The 17396-nt window shown below is 65.9% G+C and carries 20 protein-coding genes; 12 read left to right on the top strand and 8 right to left on the bottom strand.

Annotation, left to right across the window (positions count from 1 at the left end; translation table 11 throughout):
* The first annotated feature begins 4 nt into the window (after positions 1–4).
* From CCONF_RS01690 to CCONF_RS01680, 3 genes are read left to right on the top strand one after another with little or no spacing between them, the layout of a single operon-like run.
* The gene (locus CCONF_RS01690; RefSeq protein ID WP_290226185.1) at positions 5–961 is read left to right on the top strand and encodes a FecCD family ABC transporter permease; all 957 of its coding nucleotides are present in this window, start codon (positions 5–7) and stop codon (positions 959–961) included.
* Positions 962–1020: 59 nt separating this feature from the next.
* The gene (locus CCONF_RS01685; RefSeq protein ID WP_290224586.1) at positions 1021–2004 is read left to right on the top strand and encodes a FecCD family ABC transporter permease; all 984 of its coding nucleotides are present in this window, start codon (positions 1021–1023) and stop codon (positions 2002–2004) included.
* Between the two features lie 34 nt (positions 2005–2038).
* Positions 2039–2887 (top strand): ABC transporter ATP-binding protein, encoded by an 849-nt coding sequence (locus CCONF_RS01680; protein ID WP_290224584.1) that lies wholly within the window; start codon positions 2039–2041, stop codon positions 2885–2887.
* Between the two features lie 14 nt (positions 2888–2901).
* Here CCONF_RS01680 and CCONF_RS01675 read toward each other — a convergent pair whose 3' ends face one another.
* Complete coding sequence (locus CCONF_RS01675; RefSeq protein ID WP_290226183.1) at positions 2902–3441, bottom strand: 3-hydroxyacyl-CoA dehydrogenase family protein; 540 nt, start codon at positions 3439–3441, stop codon at positions 2902–2904.
* 185 nt (positions 3442–3626) lie between these two features.
* Here CCONF_RS01675 and CCONF_RS01670 point away from each other — a divergent pair, with 185 nt between their 5' ends.
* Together CCONF_RS01670 and menE are read left to right on the top strand one after the other, a co-directional pair.
* Complete coding sequence (locus CCONF_RS01670; protein ID WP_290224582.1) at positions 3627–3914, top strand: DoxX family protein; 288 nt, start codon at positions 3627–3629, stop codon at positions 3912–3914.
* A gap of 11 nt (positions 3915–3925) precedes the next feature.
* Entirely contained in the window at positions 3926–5077 is a 1152-nt protein-coding gene (gene menE / locus CCONF_RS01665) for an o-succinylbenzoate--CoA ligase (RefSeq protein WP_290224580.1), read from the top strand.
* Between the two features lie 331 nt (positions 5078–5408).
* On the opposite strand, the gene CCONF_RS01660 is transcribed toward menE, so the two are convergent.
* Together CCONF_RS01660 and CCONF_RS01655 are read right to left on the bottom strand one after the other, a co-directional pair.
* Complete coding sequence (locus tag CCONF_RS01660) at positions 5409–6344, bottom strand: aldo/keto reductase (protein ID WP_290224578.1); 936 nt, start codon at positions 6342–6344, stop codon at positions 5409–5411.
* A gap of 11 nt (positions 6345–6355) precedes the next feature.
* Complete coding sequence (locus CCONF_RS01655; RefSeq protein ID WP_290224575.1) at positions 6356–7042, bottom strand: metal-dependent transcriptional regulator; 687 nt, start codon at positions 7040–7042, stop codon at positions 6356–6358.
* Positions 7043–7161: 119 nt separating this feature from the next.
* Between CCONF_RS01655 and CCONF_RS01650 the strand changes: the two genes are divergently transcribed.
* The 6 genes from CCONF_RS01650 (at position 7162) to CCONF_RS01625 (ending at position 12608) form a co-directional block, all read left to right on the top strand.
* Entirely contained in the window at positions 7162–8124 is a 963-nt protein-coding gene (locus CCONF_RS01650; protein WP_290224573.1) for a metal ABC transporter substrate-binding protein, read from the top strand.
* Position 8125: 1 nt separating this feature from the next.
* A complete protein-coding gene (locus CCONF_RS01645; protein ID WP_290224570.1) occupies positions 8126–8893 on the top strand; it encodes a metal ABC transporter ATP-binding protein in 768 nt (255 codons plus the stop codon).
* Positions 8890–9762, top strand: a complete 873-nt coding sequence (locus tag CCONF_RS01640; RefSeq protein WP_070768147.1) for a metal ABC transporter permease — start codon at positions 8890–8892, stop codon at positions 9760–9762. Before CCONF_RS01645 ends, CCONF_RS01640 begins: the two co-directional genes overlap by 4 nt.
* Entirely contained in the window at positions 9759–10595 is an 837-nt protein-coding gene (locus CCONF_RS01635; RefSeq protein ID WP_290224566.1) for a metal ABC transporter permease, read from the top strand. The genes CCONF_RS01640 and CCONF_RS01635 overlap by 4 nt, the downstream gene beginning before the upstream one ends.
* 182 nt (positions 10596–10777) lie before the next feature.
* Complete coding sequence (locus tag CCONF_RS01630; RefSeq protein ID WP_290224565.1) at positions 10778–11674, top strand: 1,4-dihydroxy-2-naphthoate polyprenyltransferase; 897 nt, start codon at positions 10778–10780, stop codon at positions 11672–11674.
* A gap of 34 nt (positions 11675–11708) precedes the next feature.
* Positions 11709–12608 (top strand): AEC family transporter, encoded by a 900-nt coding sequence (locus CCONF_RS01625; protein WP_290224564.1) that lies wholly within the window; start codon positions 11709–11711, stop codon positions 12606–12608.
* On the opposite strand, the gene CCONF_RS01620 is transcribed toward CCONF_RS01625, so the two are convergent.
* Positions 12605–12859, bottom strand: coding sequence for a DUF4229 domain-containing protein (locus CCONF_RS01620; protein ID WP_083319103.1), 255 nt, complete (start codon positions 12857–12859; stop codon positions 12605–12607). The two genes, CCONF_RS01625 and CCONF_RS01620, sit on opposite strands and share 4 nt — an antisense overlap.
* Before the next feature lie 296 nt (positions 12860–13155).
* Between CCONF_RS01620 and CCONF_RS01615 the strand changes: the two genes are divergently transcribed.
* Positions 13156–13434, top strand: a complete 279-nt coding sequence (locus CCONF_RS01615) for a hypothetical protein (RefSeq protein ID WP_290224562.1) — start codon at positions 13156–13158, stop codon at positions 13432–13434.
* A 49-nt stretch (positions 13435–13483) separates the two neighbouring features.
* On the opposite strand, the gene CCONF_RS01610 is transcribed toward CCONF_RS01615, so the two are convergent.
* From CCONF_RS01610 to CCONF_RS01595, 4 genes are all read right to left on the bottom strand, one after another.
* Complete coding sequence (locus CCONF_RS01610) at positions 13484–13738, bottom strand: helix-turn-helix domain-containing protein (protein WP_070768142.1); 255 nt, start codon at positions 13736–13738, stop codon at positions 13484–13486.
* 56 nt (positions 13739–13794) lie between these two features.
* Positions 13795–14832, bottom strand: a complete 1038-nt coding sequence (gene ccsB / locus CCONF_RS01605; protein ID WP_290224559.1) for a c-type cytochrome biogenesis protein CcsB — start codon at positions 14830–14832, stop codon at positions 13795–13797.
* 80 nt (positions 14833–14912) lie between these two features.
* A complete protein-coding gene (locus tag CCONF_RS01600) occupies positions 14913–16511 on the bottom strand; it encodes a cytochrome c biogenesis protein ResB (protein ID WP_290226181.1) in 1599 nt (532 codons plus the stop codon).
* Positions 16512–16575: 64 nt separating this feature from the next.
* Positions 16576–17394 (bottom strand): cytochrome c biogenesis CcdA family protein, encoded by an 819-nt coding sequence (locus CCONF_RS01595; RefSeq protein ID WP_070768140.1) that lies wholly within the window; start codon positions 17392–17394, stop codon positions 16576–16578.
* Positions 17395–17396: the final 2 nt, after the last annotated feature.

Below are 17396 nucleotides of genomic sequence, written 5' to 3'. Positions count from 1 at the left end.
TGCAGTGCTAATACTCGCGTGTCTGGCAACTCTCAGCCTGTTCGTGGGCGCTCAATTCTTCCGCCCCGCGGAGGTAGTTGCTGGGCTGCTGGGAGAGTCAAGCGGCAGCACAGCCAGAGAAATTCTCCTCGCACGGCGCATCCCCCGCACCATCGCCGCTCTCCTAGCTGGCGCGGGCCTCGCGATGGCCGGCTGTGTCCTGCAGATCATCACGCGCAACCCGTTGGCCGATACAGGGGTCTTCGGAATGAATGCCGGCGCCGCCTTCGCCGCCGCGCTAGCACTCAGCGCGCTAGGGCTTTCTTCCCCGCTCGCCTTTACCGCCGCTGCTCTCGTCGGCGCAGGCGGGACCATGATACTGGTCACGCGCCTCGGCCGCGACGCCTCCGGCTCTATCGACCCCCTACGGATCGTCCTCGCCGGCGTGGCCGTATCCGCTGTGTTCGAGGGCCTTTCCGAGGGGATGTCACTACTGGACCCACAGACATTCGCCCGCATCAAATCCTGGATGGTCGGAAGCTTGGACGTGGCTGCCGCCACCCCGCTCTACCTCATGGCCACCGGCCTTTCCGTCGCCTTAGTAGCTCTGGCATTCCTCGCCCCCCGCTTGGCCATCCTGCCGCTGGGCGAGTCTACTGCAAAGGCGCTAGGCGTCCACGTCGCGCGCACCCGGGCGCTAGCTCTTTTGGTGGTATCCCTGCTTGCGGCAACCGTCACCGCAGCTGTCGGCGTACTAGCATTCGTTGGCCTGGTAGTCCCCCACCTAGTACGCCAAGCCGGCATCACCAACGAACGTGACCAGATTTGGGTAAGTGGACTCACCGGCCCGATCCTGTTGCTCGCCGCGGATATCTTAGGAAGGCTTCTCCTGCCCGGTGAGCTACCCGCCGGCGTGACCGTCGCCATCATCGGCGCACCGTTTTTGATTTTTCTAGCCCAACGCAAGCAGGTGACTTTATGAGGACGCCAGAGGTCTCAGACGTTCGCGACATCGCCGCCCGTTCCCGTAACCGGAGTAGGATGGTAATCACTCTCAGTGCCGTGGTGGTGCTCCTCGCCGCGGTGCTGGCCCTGACTTTCCCTGGCGCGGGTCTGAACCATGGCACCGCCTGGCAGGCGCTAATCCACCCCGATCCCGGCTCCGAATCCAGTTTAGGCGCCAGGGTGGTCTATGGGTGGCGCCTGCCGCGGGTCACGGCAGGCGCCTTAATCGGTGCTGGGCTAGCAGTGGCTGGGACACTGTCTCAGACTCTCACCCGCAACCCACTGGGCTCACCCGATATTATCGGCTTCAACACCGGCGCCTACACCGGCGTTATCGTGGTCAGTTACCTGGGTTTTAGCAGCTTTATCAACGTCGCGATTGGCGCGCTCGCCGGCGGCGGTCTTACTGCTCTGATTGTCATGACCCTGGCGGTGCGCCGACAAGTAAGCGGGATGCGGTTAATCCTAGTCGGGATCGGAGTATCACTTACCCTGGCAGCGGTGAACCGCTACCTGATACTGAACGCAGACTTGGATACCGCTCTGGCGGTAGCCACGTGGGCAGCTGGTTCGCTCAACGGACTCGAATGGAGATTCGTCGCTCCAGCGGCTGCGATTTTGGCCCTAGTCACCGCGCTCAGCTTGGTGCTGGGGCCGTGCTGCGAAGCGCTGGAGTTAGCCGATGACACCTCCTACTCCACGGGTCTAAACGTCACCCGTACCCGGCTACTGTTCCTGGCCATTTCTGCTCTACTGACCTCCCTGTGTACAGCGCTAGCCGGCCCGATTTCTTTCGTGGCATTGGCGGCACCGCACCTGACCCGCTTTTTGCTCGGTGGTCAACGCGTCAACCTACCGGCCACTGCACTAACCGGGGCCACCCTGGTATTGGTCTGCGACATCATCGGCCAGCACCTGTTTCCAACCGTCATGCTGCCTGTAGGGGTGGTTACCGTGACCCTCGGCGGGGTTTATCTAATAGCCCTCATGCTGGCCACCAGCCGAGCTTCCCGCAGATAGACTCCGCGCCCCTGCCGGGCTTCGCCCCGCGATAGTGTCGAACAGCTTCAACTCCTGCCCCAGCCCCAGAAAGGATTCCTTGACCGCCTCCATGTCCTCCACCACCCCACCCCCCGCCATCACAGTACAGGAGACCACCGTAGGCTACGGCGATTCTACGGCCGTGCGCGGGTTAAGCGTCGAGTTCCCGCGCGGACAATTCACCTGCATCATTGGCCCTAACGGCTGCGGCAAGTCCACGCTGCTACGCGCGCTGGCGCGCGTGCTGACCACCACCGCCGGCACCATCTGCCTCGATGGGAAAGAGATAGGTTCTTTCGACCGCAAGGAGCTATCTCGCTGCATCGCACTGATGGCCCAAGACGCAAGCGCCCCTGAGCACCTCACCGTGACCGAGCTGGTAGCACGCGGCCGGTTCGCCCACCAGGGCCTGCTGGGCCAGCGCAGCAGCCAGGACTGGGACAAAGTTTCCCAGGCTCTTTCCACCGTGGAACTCGGCGAACTTGCAGACCGACGCCTGAGTGAACTGTCCGGTGGCCAACGCCAACGCGCCTGGCTAGCCATGGCGCTGGCCCAGGACACCCCGGTGCTTTTGTTGGACGAGCCCACCACGTTTTTGGATCTGGGCTACCAACACGAGCTACTAACGCTAATCGCCAGCCTGAGTGCCAATGAGCACAAAACAGTCATCGCCGTTGTCCACGATCTTCAGCAGGCCGTGCGGTTCGCCGATCACCTCGTGGCGCTTAAAGACGGTCAGCTAGTCGCACACGGGAAGCCAACGGACGTAGTCACCGCCAAGCTCATCAAGAGCCTCTACGGGCTGTCCGCGGAGGTCACTCGAGCCGGAGCTAGGCGACATACGGTCATAGTCCCCGACTAGCCGAGTTTTTAGGACTAGAGCTGCGGCTGGCCGTTTTCCCAGCGGTAAAAGCCCTCGCCGGACTTCAGTCCGAGCTTGCCCTCGTCGACCATCTTGTCCAGCAGCTCCAGCGGGCCGACGGTGCCCTGGGTCAGTTCCTTGAAGGCGGCATCGATAGCCTCAGCATCGGAGACGCCCTCGCCCAGGACGGTGAGGACCTCACCCCAGACACGGTTGATGGCAAAGCCGGTGGATTCCTTGTACACCGACACGACCTGCAGGCCGTAGATGGCCATGTGCTCCAGCATGAAATCGAAGAGCTCCTGGTCGGTCTGGCCGGAGCCCATGATTTCGATGAAGTTCTGCACCGGAGGCATGGCGAAGTGCAGGTTCAAAAAGCGGGTCGGATCCTTGACGTGATCGACGAAGGTGCTCGACGCGTAGGACGAGGAGTTGGTAGCCAACACGGCGTCGTCGTCCAGCGCGTCCTTGAGGCCTTCGTAGGTGTCGTTCTTGATCTCGACGACCTCGGGGACGGCCTCAATGACCAGCCAGGCGCCGCGGGCGGAGAGCATCAAAGAGATACGCTAACCTAAAACGCCAGCGCCGATGACTGCTACGGGACGGTTGTCAATATTCTTCGGAAGTGCCAAAAGCCCAACTGTACGTTTGATCAATTTTGGTGTGCCTGCGCTAATTTTCGTGGACTTTTCAACAGATTTTCCCTCTGGGATAGACAGCGGATTAGTTAAACTGTAAAGTGTCTGCCGCCGGCCTGGCCGCCGTCGTGGCAGCCGTCATCGAATTCGTGGGCGGCATCCTCATCATCGCCGGCCTGTTCACCCGCTGGGTCAGCGGCTTGACCGTCCTGCAGATGGTCGGCGCCGGCATCTTCGCCAACCATTTCTCCTCCGGCCTGTTCATCGACGGTGGCGGCTGGGAGCTCGTCGGCGCTATCGCCGCGGCCGCCCTCACCTTCGTTGCCGTTGGCGCCGGCCAGATTTCCCTGGACCGCATCTTCTTCGGCAAACGCGCCGCCCGCGGCTAAACTGTGTGACCGTGACTCATCTCCTCGCCCCGCTAGCCGTCCACCCCGACCGGCCCGCCGCCATCCTCCCCGACCTGGAGGCAGCGATAGCGGGGCATAAGTCTTTTCTGCCCGTGCCCGCCACGGACCGCGCCAAAACCACGGTGCTAACCAATTCCCAGCGCTGCGGCCAGCCCATCGACGCCGACATCGCCCTGGTGGTGCCCACCTCCGGGTCCACGGGCACCCCGAAGGGCGCGCAGCTGACCGCGGTCAACCTGGTCGCCAGCGCGGACGCCACCCACCAGCGCCTGGGCGGGCCCGGCCAGTGGCTGCTGGCTATGCCCGCCCACCACATCGCCGGCCTCCAGGTCCTGGTCCGCTCGCTCGTTGCCGGCGTGGATCCCTGGTGCCTGGACCTAACGGAAGGCTTCAACGTGGACGCCTTCGCCCACGCCGCCGCAGAACTTAACCGCACCGGAGATCGCCTCTACACCGGCCTGACCCCCATGCAGCTGGGCAAGGCACTGGACTCCCTGGCCGGCATCGAGGCGCTGCGTGCCTTCGACGCCATCCTGGTCGGCGGCGCGGCCCTGCACCCGCAGCTCGCCGCGTCCGCGGCCAAGCTGGACATCGCCGTCGTGACCACCTACGGCTCCTCCGAGACCGCCGGCGGCTGCGTCTACGACGGCCAGGCGCTGCCCGGCACCCAGGTCACCGTGGATAACGGCCGTATCTACCTGGGCGGGCCCACCATCGCCCACGGCTACCGCAACGTGCCAGATCACCCGGCCTTCGCCCAGCCCGGCTGGTTCGCCACCTCCGACGGCGGCGTCCTCCACAGCCAGGGCGAGACCGCCCGGCTGGAGGTCACCGGACGGCTGGACAACATCATCGACTCGGGCGGGCTAAAGCTGCACCCCGAGGTGCTCGAGCGCGCCATCCAGTCCGTACCCGGCGTCAACGACGTCTGCGTGGTCGGTGTCCCCCACCCACGGCTGGGCCAGGCCATCGTGGCCGCCTACACCGGCTGGGCCTCCCGCGGAGACATCATCGACGCGCTCGAGGAAGCCGATACCCCGCGCTGGCAGCTGCCCAAGGATCTGCGCCGGATGGACGAGCTTCCCACCACCGGCCCGGGCAAGGTCAACCGCCAAGCAATGGTCCAGCTCTTCCAGGGCTAGTTGGCGGAATCTTCGGGGCCAGCGCGCATGCTAGCCCCAGTAACTTTCCACACGCCGCGTTTAGAGTTTCTGCTCAGCCAATTCGAAGCAGAAAGAAGGCTCTACATGAATAAAGGACACGGGGCGCGCCTCTACCGCGCCGGCCTCTTCCTGCCCGCCCAGGTACGCCTGCGCCTTCCTGGTGGCCTTTAGCCGCCTATGGCTGTCCAAGTTCTTCCGCGGGCCAATCCAGCTGGTCTTGACTGCCGCGCTGCGGCGCCTCAGCCGGCCCAAGGCCACGCCCGCCCCAGTCCCCGAGCCCGCCGTCGCCGGCTAGGCCGATAGCGCCGGCCTAGTTTTCCAGGCCGGCGTCCATAAACGACAGGTGCTTGTCCGTGTAGCGTGCGCCGGCCACGGGGTGGGCGGCCACGGCGGCATCGACGGCCTCGACCTGGGCCGGGCCCAGCGGCTGTGCCGCGGCGTTGGCGCGGATGCGCTCCAGGTTGGTGCTGCCGGCCACCGGGTAGATGTCCGCACCCTGGGCCAGCAGCCAGCCCAGCGCGAGCTGCGCCGAGGTCATCCCCCACTCCTCGGCCAGCGCGAAGAGGGCCTGAGCCAGCTGCTGGTTCGCCGCGAAGTTCTCCGCGTGCAGGCGCGGCGACGAGGAGTCATCGTTCGGCTGGGCCGAGCCGGCCAAAAAGCCCTTGCCCAGCGGGGAATAAGCCATAACATCCAGGCCCAGCTCCCGGGCGACCGGCAGGACGGTGGCCTCCGGGCCGCGGGTCCACAGCGAGTATTCGTGCTGGATAACGCTTAGCGGACATTCCGCGTGCGCGCGGCGGATGGTATCCGGGGCGGCCTCACACAGGCCGAAGCGGGCAACCTTGCCTTCCTGAATGAGCTCGCCGATAGTACCCGCGACCTCCTCGATGGGCACCTGGGGGTCCACGCGGTGCTGGAGGTAGACGTCCAATTGGTCCCTTCCGAGCCGCCGCAGCGAGCCCTCGGCGCTGGCCCGGATGACCCCCGGGCGGGAGTTGAGCCGGCCGGTCGGGGTGCCGTCTTCTATCTCCCAGCCGAATTTGGTGACCACGGTGCCGCGGCCGCCCAGGGCCTCGCCCAGCAGTTCCTCGCCGGTAAACGGGCCCTGAATCTCCGAGGTGTCAAAGGTATCCACCCCGGCTGCCAGCGCGCCGCGCAGGACGTCGACCATCTCCGCCCGGCGCGGGGAATCCGGGTAGGAGTGCGGGGTCATGGAGGTACAGCCTAAAACTACGCGGGAAGTCATACCTGCCCAGTCTAGCTGTCTTTATCCGCCGGCCGGACGACCATTTCCTGGGCCACGCCCTCTGCCACGGTGAAGGTGGCCCCGGCGGAGGTTTCCACCTCTAACAGCCCGGCCATGGGGGCGGCGACCACGCGCAAGGCCGATCCCGGGTGCACGGCGAAGCGGTCGAGGTAGCGCAGCAGCTCCGGGTCGGAGTCGTTGACCTGCTCGAGGATCACCTCTGCCCCGGGTTCTGCCTGGGCGAGGCGTTGCGGTGACAGCGGCTCCGAACTGCCGTCGGCGCGCGGGATGGGATCGCCGTGCGGGTCGCGGACCGGGTGCCCCAGGTGGGCATCGATAGCGTCGACGAAGCGATCGGAGGTGGCGTGCTCCAAGGCGTCCGCTTCGGCGTGGACTTCGTCCCAGCTGTAGCCGAGGGTGCGCACCAGGAAAGTCTCTAGCAGGCGGTGGCGCCGCGCCATCACCACGGCCAGCTCGCGGCCGGTCGGGGTCAGCCCCACGCCGAAGTAGCGCTCGTGGACCACGAGCTTCTGCTTGGCCAGGCGTTTGACCGCCTCGGAGGCCGTGGGCAGCTTCTGCTGCAGTGCGGTGGCGAGCTCGCCTAGCGCCATGGGGGTGCCCTCGCCGTGGTGCTCCTCATAGTCCCACAGGACCTTCAGGTAGTCCTGCGTGCGTTCGGGCAGATCGCTGACATGCATAGGGGCTATTTTAGCTAGCTCGTTGCAGAGCGCGGTGTTCACTGTGTACTGTCTTAGTTGTTCATGTAATTGAACTCCGACATTCATTTCTATATTCTTGAAAGGAGGTGGCACCCACGGTGAAACGTCGCACTTCCCTGGCCGCTACGGCCCTGACGTTGGCTACCCTGACTGCCACCCTGACTGCCACCCTGACCGCCTGCTCGTCCGACTCCGCAGAATCCGCCGGATCGGCGGGCAGCGCGGGCAAACCCCTGACCGTCTTCGCCACCACCGGCTACCTGGCCGACGCCGTGCACAATATCGCCCCGGACGCCGAGGTCACTACCATGGTCGGCCCGGGCGGCGACCCGCACACCTACCAGCCCACCACCCAGGACATGGAGGCCATGCGCGACTCCGACCTGGTCCTGTGGAACGGCCTGCACCTCGAGGCCCAGATGATCGACCAGCTCGAGTCCCTGGGCAACAAGCAGCTGGGCGTCGGCGAGAAGCTCGACAAGCGCGACCTGTTGCCCTGGCCGGAACAGGGCCCGGAGGGCGAAAAGCTCTACGACCCGCACATCTGGAACAGCCCGCAGCTGTGGTCCCAGGTGGTCGACGAAATCGGCGACAAGCTCGGCGAGATCGACGCGGACAACGCCGCGGATTACGAGAAGGCCGCCGACTCTTACGAAGAAAAGATCGCCGACGCCCACTCGAAGGCTGAAAAAGCGCTCGAGGGCGCCGACCCACGCGTGCTGATCACGGGCCACGACGCCTTCAACTACTTCGGCAAGACCTTCAACTTCGAAGTCCACGCCACGGACTTCGTCACCACCGAGGCCGCGCTGTCGCCGACACAGATCTCCGAGCTGGCTGACACCATCGCCAAGGAGAAGGTGCCGGTCATCTTCCAGGACAACCAGGCCAATCCGCAGGCCATTACCTCCCTGAAGGAGGCAGTCCACTCCCGCGACTGGGACGTTCACGTCTCCGACCAGGAGCTTTTCGCCGATACGCTAGGCCCGACCGCGCCGACGGATACCTACCTGGGCGCCTTCCAGCACAACGCCGAGGCCGTTGCGGAGGCGCTGTCCTAAAATGTCCGCGCTTCACCAGGTGCCGCGGGAACGCAGCAACAGCGACTGCGACCGGGCGATGCTCCGCGTCAGCCACCTGACCGCCGGCTACGGCCGGCACGCAATTCTGGAAGACGCCTCCTTCGCGCTGCGCCGCGGGGCCATTACGGGGCTGGTCGGCGCCAACGGCGCGGGCAAGTCCACGCTGGTCAAGACCCTCACCGGGCTGATCAAGCCGCTGGCGGCGGATGAGCTGTCCTTCGACGGGCAGTCCCTCGACCACTTCCGCCAGCGGCTGGGCTATATGCCCCAGCACACGGACGTCGACTGGCAGTTCCCCGCCACCGTGACCGATGTTGTGCGCATGGGCCGGCTGCCGCGCCTGCACTGGTGGCAGTGGCCCGGCCGCACGGACCGCGAGGCCGCGACGAAGGCCCTGCACGAAACCGGGATGGATAGCCATGCGCACATGCCCATCGGGCAACTGTCCGGCGGGCAGCGCCAGCGCACACTTCTGGCGCGCACCTTGGTGAACGAACCCGACCTGCTCATCCTGGACGAGCCCTTCGCCGGCGTGGACGCCGCCAGTCAGGACGCCATCATGGCCATCATCCGCGCCCGGCGCGACGACGGCGCCGCGGTCCTGCTGGTCCACCACAACCTCGCGGAGGTCACCCACTACTGCGACGACGTGGTAGCCCTCGGCCACGGCCGCGTGCTGGCCACCGGCCCGGTAGCTGAGGCCCTGCAGGATTCCGTGGTCAATGAGATGTTCGGGCTGCCTGCATGAACCCGCTCGATCTCTTAGACAACTACACCTACACGCAGGCCCTCGTTGGCACCGTGGGCCTAGGCGTGTGCGCCGGGGCGCTGGGGCCGCTGATTTACCTGCGGCGCCAGTCGCTGCTGGCGGATGCGATTTCGCACTCCGCCCTGCCCGGCCTGCTCGTCGCCTTCCTCGCCGCCACCATGCTGGGGCTAAACGGCCGTAACCCGCTGGCGCTCGTCGTCGGCTCGGTGCTTTCCGGGGTGCTCGCCGTGGCGATCATCAACGCCCTAGTACGCCGCACCCCGCTGCGCCCGGACGCGGCCATGGCGGCCACCTTAACCACATTCTTCTCACTCGGCATGCTGTTGATGCAGTACATTTCCCGCCACCCCCTGCCCGGCAAGGCCGGCATCCAGGACTACCTGCTGGGGAATGCCTCCACCCTCACGCGCGCCGATGTGAGCCTCATACTCGTCATTGGCGTCGGCACATTGTTGATTCTTTCTTGGGTACACGATAAACAGTCTGCCGTCGTCTTTGACGTCTCCTTTGCACAGGTGGCCGGCCTGCCCGTCCGGGTGCTGGACTGGTTAAGCTTCCTCGCGCTCACGGTGGTCACGGTCTCCGGGGTCAAAGTCTCCGGCGTGGTGTTGATGGTGGCCGTGGTCATCGCCCCGGCTGCCGCCGCCCGGCAGTGGACCACCCGCCTGCTCCCGTTCATTGCCCTGTCCGCCGCCTTCGGCGGGCTGGCCGCCGCGGTCGGGTGCTACATCTCCATCGCCTACGGACCGCTGCCCACCGGTCCAGTCATCGTCCTCGTCCAGGCCGCCCTCGTGGCCGTATCCTTCGCCCGCACGGGCCTTAACCGCCGCCAGGAGGTGCGCGCATGAGTCTCGCTTTTTCCGCCTGTTTGCTGGCCATCCTGACCTCGCTAGCCTGCGCTATCCCCGGGATCTTCGTCGTGCTGAAGGGCGAGTCCATGGTCATCGACGGCATCGGCCACGCGGTCCTGCCCGGTATCGCCGTGGGCTACCTGTTCACCGCGGATATCGGCTCCCCCTGGCTCCTGCTGACCGCCGCGCTCGGCGGGCTGGCTGTCGCCCTGCTCACCGAGTGGCTCGGCCGCGCCAAGCTGGTCACCGGCGATGCCTCCCTAGGGCTGGTATTCCCCGCCCTCTTCGCCTTCGGCACCATCCTGATTTCGACCAAGATGAGCCACGTCCACTTGGACGTGCACACCGTGCTGGTGGGGGATCTCAACCTGGCGGTCTTCGCCAACCCGAACTACCTCTGGGTCATGCTGACCGTGCTCATCATCAACGCCGCCTTTGTCGCCGTGGCTTTCCCGCGGCTGACGGCTAGCTCCTTCGACGCCGAGTTCTGCCGCATCCAGGCAATAGGCGGGCGCGGCCTGCACACCGCGTTCATGGCTCTGGTGGCATTCAGCGCCACCGCGGCCTTCCACGCCGCCGGCGCCATGCTGGTCATCGCGCTCATGGTCTTCCCCGCCATCACCGCCCGGCTGCTAGCCCACCGCGTGCTGCCCATGCTGGGTCTCGCCTGCCTGGTAGCAACCGGCACGGCCATCGCCGGCTTCTGGGCCGCCTATCATCTCCAGGCTGCCACCTCCGCCGCCATGACCGTAGCCAACGCCGTGGTCTTCGCCGCTGCCCTCGGTGTCTATGCGTGGCGCAGCCGGCAGAACACCCGACGCTACATCTGAGCACAATAGAACATGGCTGCTACACCAGCTTCCCACTTAACATAACACTGTGGGAAGTTAAGTGGGAAGTTGACTTCGACGGGTTGGAACGAGCACTTTCGGGAAGGACGGTTGGGATTCCGGCTGGCTCTGGGACGGCAGTTAGTTAAAGCGCTAACTGAGCGCGTGGCACAATGGGCTGTATGTCAGCTGCTGGAAAGAAGTACTCCGCCACCCGCGCGGATTGGATTGAAGGGGCCCGGCCGCACACCTGGGCCAACGCTTTCGCCCCGGTCGTCGCCGGCACCGGCGCGGCCGCCTCGCTGGGGCAAGCCCACCTCGGGCGGGCCCTGCTCGCGCTCATCGTGGCCTGGGCGCTCATCGTCGGCGTCAATTTTGCCAACGACTACTCGGACGGCATCCGCGGCACCGACGATGACCGCTCCGGCCCGCAGCGGCTCACCGGCGGCGGGCTCGCCAAGCCCGCCCACGTCAAGTACGCCGCCTTCGGCTGCTTCGCCGTGGCCGGTGCCGCCGGCATCATCCTGTCCCTGTGGGCGGGTGCCTGGTGGTTCATCCTCGTCGGCGCGCTGTGCATCGCCGGCGCGTGGTTTTATACCGGCGGCAAGAACCCCTATGGCTACCGCGGACTCGGCGAGGTCGCCGTCTTCATCTTCTTCGGTCTGGTGGCCGTGCTGGGCACCGAGTTCACCCAGGCCGGCCGCATCTCCTGGACCGGCCTCGCCCTGGCCGTGGGCGTTGGCGCGATGAGTTCCGCGGTCAACCTGGCCAATAACATCCGCGATATCCCCTCGGACGCCGCCACCGGCAAGATCACCTTGGCCGTCACCCTGGGCAACGAGCGAGCCCGCCTACTGTTTACCGTGCTCCTGCTGTTGCCGGTACTGCTGACTATCGGCATCGCCTTCAACTCCTGGCTGGCGCTACTGGGCCTGGTCTACTTCCCGTTCGCGCTCGGCGCGGTGCGCACCGTCAACCGCGGCGCCCAGGGTCGGGAGCTCATCCCGGTCCTCGGCATGGCCGGCCGGGCCATGCTCATCTGGGCCGTGGTCGTAGCCATCGCGCTGGTCATCGTCTAGGCAGGATCCACCGACTGCAGGAAAGGTGCGCTAGATGCTAGGGGTTATCACCGGGTTTGCCATCATCCTGGCCGTCATCTTCGTCGGCTGGGTGCTCGCCGTACGCGGGGTTATCGGCTCCGATCGCGAGCGCCTGATGTTCAACCGGGTGGCCTTCTACGCCGCGACCCCGGCTTTGCTCTTCCACTCCGTGGCGCGCTCGGATCCCGGGGTAGTCTTCTCCCCGGTCATCCTGGTGGTCATCGGGGCGACCGTGGTGGTCGCTGCCGTCTACGCGGCCCTGCACTTCCGCCAGTCCCTGCCGGATATCGCCTCCGGCGCGGCCGCGGCCAGCTACTTCAACTCCGTCAACATCGGCCTGCCGGTGAGCACCTACGTGCTGGGCGATTCCACGTACGCCATCCCCGTCGTCTTCATCCAGATGGTCCTGTTCACCCCGCTCATCCTGGGCGCGCTGGGCGGCAAGTCCCTGCTGGGAGGGATCAAGACTGGGCTGCTCTCCCCCATGGTGGTGGCCAGCTTCCTGGGCTTTATCGTGGCCTGGCGCGGCTGGGAAATCCCCGCGCCCATCATGGAGCCCATCGGCCTGCTGGGCGGGGCGTCCATCCCCATGATCCTGATGAGCTTCGGTGCCTCCCTGAAGACCTCCGGGGTGCTTTCCGACCCCTCCGCGCGCCGCCCCACCGCGACGGCGACGCTCCTGAAACTGGTAGGCATGCCGCTGGCGGCCTTCGGCCTGGCGAGCATCTTCGGCCTGAGCGCCGACGCCACTTACGCCGCAGTTATCCTCTGCGCGCTGCCCACGGCCCAGCAGGTCTACAACTACGCGGCCACCTTCCAGCGCGGCCAGACCGTCGCCCGCGACGTCGTCTTCCTGACTACCTTCGCCGCGCTGCCGGTGATGCTGGTGATCGCCTTCCTCTTCGGCCGCTAGTTACGGCCGGCTAGCTCGCGCTGGACCCAGGCCTTGTGGGCCTTGCGCTGGCGGGAGTACTCGGCCAGCGAGTTCGTGGCTTCGAGCCGCCACTTGGTGAAGATGAGCATCGACAGCGGCAGCGCCAGGAACAAGGCCAACAGCGCGGAGAAGATAAGAGGCACCGGGGCGCCGATGAGCATGGCTAGGCCCTGGATGACCGCCGTCAGGACCAGGAAGAGAACCAGGCGGGCCAGGCCGTACTTGGCCATCGCCTTGCGCGAGGCAGAGCGCAGCTCCGGGTCGGGCTTGGGCGGCTCGTGCTCGCCCCGCTCCCCCGCGGCGGCAGTGACCGCATCGGCAGGCTGCGCTGCACCCGCCTGGCCGGCGGGCCGGGCATCGCCGGCCGGGGTTGCCGGGGCGGCATCGTGAGCCGGGGCCGACTTGGGGGTCGATTCCGGGACCGCCGCGGGGCGGTTCTGGGCTTCGTTATCGTGGGCTGACACGTCAGACATTTTACCTTCGCCTAAGCTAGTCGGTTAATTTTCGGGTAAGTACTATGGAGGGCATGGGACGCCTCATCCTTCTCCTCCTCATCGTTGCCGCCGTCATCCTAGTCTGGAAGGCCTTCGGCCCCGGCACGTGGGGCAAGCGGACCGAAATCCAAGCGGATAACCGCGCCCCAAGCCCCAAGCAGATCAAGGGCCCGGATGATGACGAAGAGTTCCTGTGGAACATTGAAAAGCAGCGCTTCAAGGAACGCCGCGCGCGGGAGGCGCGTGAGGCCGAGCAGCGCCGCCAGCAGGAACGCCAGCGCCGGCAGCAGCCCCCGCAGGACGAGGCCTAAGCCCCGCGGGCAGGACGAGGCCTAAGCCCCGCGGGCCTGTGGGCCCGGCCTACTCGGACTGGTCTTTAAACGTGAGCTCCAGGCCCAGCGCTTGGGCCACGGCCGCAACCTTTTCCCACCGCACGCCCGTGCCGCCGTGCTCGATGGTGTGCAGCGTCGAGCGGGACACGCCCGCGTCCTCAGCGAGCTTTTGCTGCAGGATGCCGCGCTCCCGGCGGCACCGGGCCAGGTAGTCGCCCAAGTGCAGCAGCTGCGGGTTGTCCCCAGCCGGCTTGCCGGGCTTGTTACGAGTGCGGTTTTCCATTCAGTAGACCTCCCGCCACCAATCGCGGCAGTAGTGAGCTAGTGGGAAGCTCGTGGCTAGTTCAGGCCCGCGTAGGAGTGCAGGCCGGAGACCACCATGTTAATGAAGAACAGGTTGAAGATCATGGTGGCCAGCGCCAGGATGTTGACCCAGGGGGCGTACTTGCGGGCCGAGGGGGTCGCGCGCATGTGCAGGTAGGCCGCGTAGAGAATCCAGGTGGCAAAGGAGACGGCCTCCTTCGGGTCCCAGCCCCAGAAACGACCCCAGGCGGACTCCGCCCAGATAGCGCCCAGGACAATACCTAAGCCCAGAGTGGGCAGGGTGATAACCGCCAGGCGGTAGGCCAGCTGGTCCAGCTTCTTCGCCGAGGGCAAAATCATCGTGATGGTGCCCAGGAAGCCATGCTCCTGGCCCTTGGGCTGCGCGCGGCGCAGCAGGTACAAAATCGAGGCGATGCCAGAGACAATACCGATGGACGCGCCCACGGAGACCGTGGTGACGTGGATGGGCACCCAGTGCGACTGCAGCGCCGGGACGACCGGGGCGGACTCCACGTACAGCTTGGTGGAACCGTAGAACAGCAGGGCCAACATCGGGGTCAGCAGCCACGGCCACAGCGGGCGCCACTGCTTGCGCTGCAGGGAAATCGCGGCGACCACCATGGTTCCGGCGGTGACCATCAGGACGTATTCGTAGAGGTTGCCGAACGGGAAACGGCCGGTGGCCAGGCCGCGCAGGACAATCGCTACCAGGTGCAGGACCACGGCCACCCAGATGAGCGACTGGGTCATGTTGCCAATCTTGTCGGCGCGGCGCTCACGGTGCGCGACCTCGTCCGCGGTCGGGGCCGGCTCTGCGCCCGACGCCCCAACGGGGGTGGCGGTGACGTCGCTAGACCCGGCGCCTACTGCGGCGAGCTCCTTGTTTTCCTTGCGGCCCTTCGCCTTTTCTTCCTGGGCCGCGCGGCGGGTCTCCAGGAGGCTCTTCATGCGCCCGTAGTACATCAGGGACATGAAAAGGGCGACGATATAGATGACAAACGCGGTCTGTACCGCGATGTCCGAAAAGTTCGACAGGTTCTGATCGACCGGCATACACACCTACTCTGACAGATTGCGTTCGCAGATTAGACTACCCCTGGCCAACACGGGAATTCAACTTTAGATGGACAGGATTATTTGTCTTCGTAATCGAAGAGCTCGTCCTCTTCCGTCTCCTCCGGATCGGGCAGCTCCAGCAGCTCACGGTAGAGCACGTGGAACTCTTCCGACCAGCCGGCCCGGTCCGTGCGCGACAGGCCCGCCATCTCAATGGCGGTGGTGCCGTCGGCGTTCGGCCGCAGGCGCACCCACACGCGGCGGCGCTTGATGACCAGCGAGCCGACGAGGGAGGCCAGCATGACCAGTGCGGAGACGAGCACCCAGAACTGCATCGGGTCGTAGGAGACCTGGTAGTTGGCAAACTCGTTGGCGCCGTCGAAGGTGACCTTGGTGCCGTCGTCGAGCGTGACCGACTCGCCCATCCCCAGGTTGACGCGCTCCAGCTTCTGCAGCGCGCCCGAATGCATCAGCGTCGAGTCTAGGGAGAAGATGGACTGCGCCGTGCCGGTGTCCAGGCCCGCGTCGCCGCGGTAGATGTCGATGGCCAGCGCCGGGTCCATCATGGACGGGAAGGACGAGGACAGCAGCTCGCCGTTCTCGCCGGACCAGCTGGCCGTCGGCGCGAACAGGCCCTGGATAGCCAGCTGGTTCTGGCGGCGCTCGTAGAGGTCCGGGTACATACCGGCCGGCGGGTCGAAGCGCATGGCGCCCGAGGACAGGAAGTTGGTCAGATCGTCCGGGCGGAACTGCATGGTCTGCGTGCGTTTTTCCCCGTCCGGCCACTCCACCGTCACGGTGGGCGCGAAGCCGTGGCCCTGCAGGTAGACGCGGTTATTGGCCAGGCGCAGCGGGTGGTTGACCTTGAGCTCGTAGTCGTCCCAGGCCTCTTCGCTGGCGTAGATGTCCTCGCCCTCGGCGTAGGAGACGTTCGAGGTGAACATCTCCGCCTGCCCGTTCGGCAGGTAGTCCGCGGTAAAATCATGCGCGACCAGGCAGAAGGGGTGCAGGCCCGTGCCGTCGAAGAGCGGGCCGGCGCGGAAGGAGTCGTAGTTCGACGTCGAGGTGTTGCAGAACTCGGTGGACTGCTCGGCATCGGAGGCAGAAACGTGCTTGCCGGACTCGGTGACCACGATGACCTGTCCCTCGTAGTAGACCATGCGGCCCACGGCGATGGTGACCAGCATGGCCACCAGGGCGACGTGGAAAATCAGGTTGGCCAGCTCGCGGGAGTAGCCGCGCTCGGCTGAAAAGGACAGCGCCCCGGCACGATCCTCGCCCGGCTCGTAGCGGGCCACGCGCCAGCGCTTGAACATCGCCTGCGTCTTGTCGCTGAGCTCCTCGATGCCGCGCTCCGAGGTGCCTTCGGAGTGCAGCGGCATGCGGGTCAGGAACTTGGGCGCGCGGGTCGGCTGGGTCTTCCACGCCTTGTAGTGATCCCACGAGCGCGGCAGGATGCAGCCGATGAGCGAGATGGTCAGCAGCACGAAGATGGCGATGAACCACGTGGAGGAGAAGACGTCGAAAAGCTGCAGCTTGTCGTAGATCTCGGCGATGGTGCCGTTGGTCTCGATGAACTCGTTGACATTGGCCTCGTTGAGGTCGCGCTGCGGCAGCAAGGAGCCGGGGATCGCGGCGACCGCCAGCAAAAACAGCAGTGCCAAGGCGGTGCGCATACTGGTCAGCCAGTTCCAGCCCCGCTTGAGCCAGGTGCCGATCTGCTTCACGAATGCTCCTTAACTAAATGAGGGTCGCGCCGTATTCCACGGTCCACTGCCGGATCCAGTTGATGAATTCTCCCCAGAGGCCCGTCAGCAGTGCCAGGCCCACCAGGATCATGGCCACGCCACCGATTACCTGCACGGTACGCGAGTGCTTGCCCAGCCAGGAAATCGTGCGCATGGCCCGGGCCGAGCCCAGCGCCACGAGCAGGAAGGGCAGCCCCAGGCCGAGGCAGTAGCCAATGATGAGGATGGTGCCGCGCAGCGCCGTCATCCCCTCGGTGCCCGCGGACACGGAGATGATGGCGGCCAGGGTCGGCCCCAGGCACGGGGTCCAGCCCAGGGCGAAAACACCGCCCAACAGCGGTGCGCCCAGCCAGGTGGTCCAGCGCTTGGGCGACAAGCGGGTGTCTTTTTGCAGCGCGGGCACCAGGCCCATAAAGACCACGCCCATGAGGATGGTGACCACGCCGCCAATACGCATGAGCGTGTCAGCGTTTAAGGTCAGCACGGAGATCGCGCCGAAGACGGAGACCGTCGCCAGCACGAATACCACGGTGAAGCCGAGGATAAACAGCAGCGCCGCGCCGACTACCGCCCACTGGCGGCGCTTGCCCACGCGGGCGCCGTACTCCGCGTCGTAAGTCACCTCCCCGCCGACCACGCTGGCCAGGTAGGAGATATAACCGGGCACCAGCGGGATCACGCACGGGGAGGCGAAAGAGACCAGGCCGGCAGCAGCCGCGGCGATGATCCCTAACAGGAGGGGACCGGCCACGGCGGTGTCCGCAAACGTCTGCCCCAGCCCCGACTGGGCCACAATTAGCTGTGCGTCCATAC

It is taken from the genome of Corynebacterium confusum, assembly GCF_030408715.1.
GTDB classification, from domain to species: Bacteria; Actinomycetota; Actinomycetes; order Mycobacteriales; family Mycobacteriaceae; genus Corynebacterium; species Corynebacterium confusum.
The sequence above is the reverse complement of the archived record's forward strand: the minus strand, read 5'-3'. Positions and strand labels throughout refer to the sequence as shown.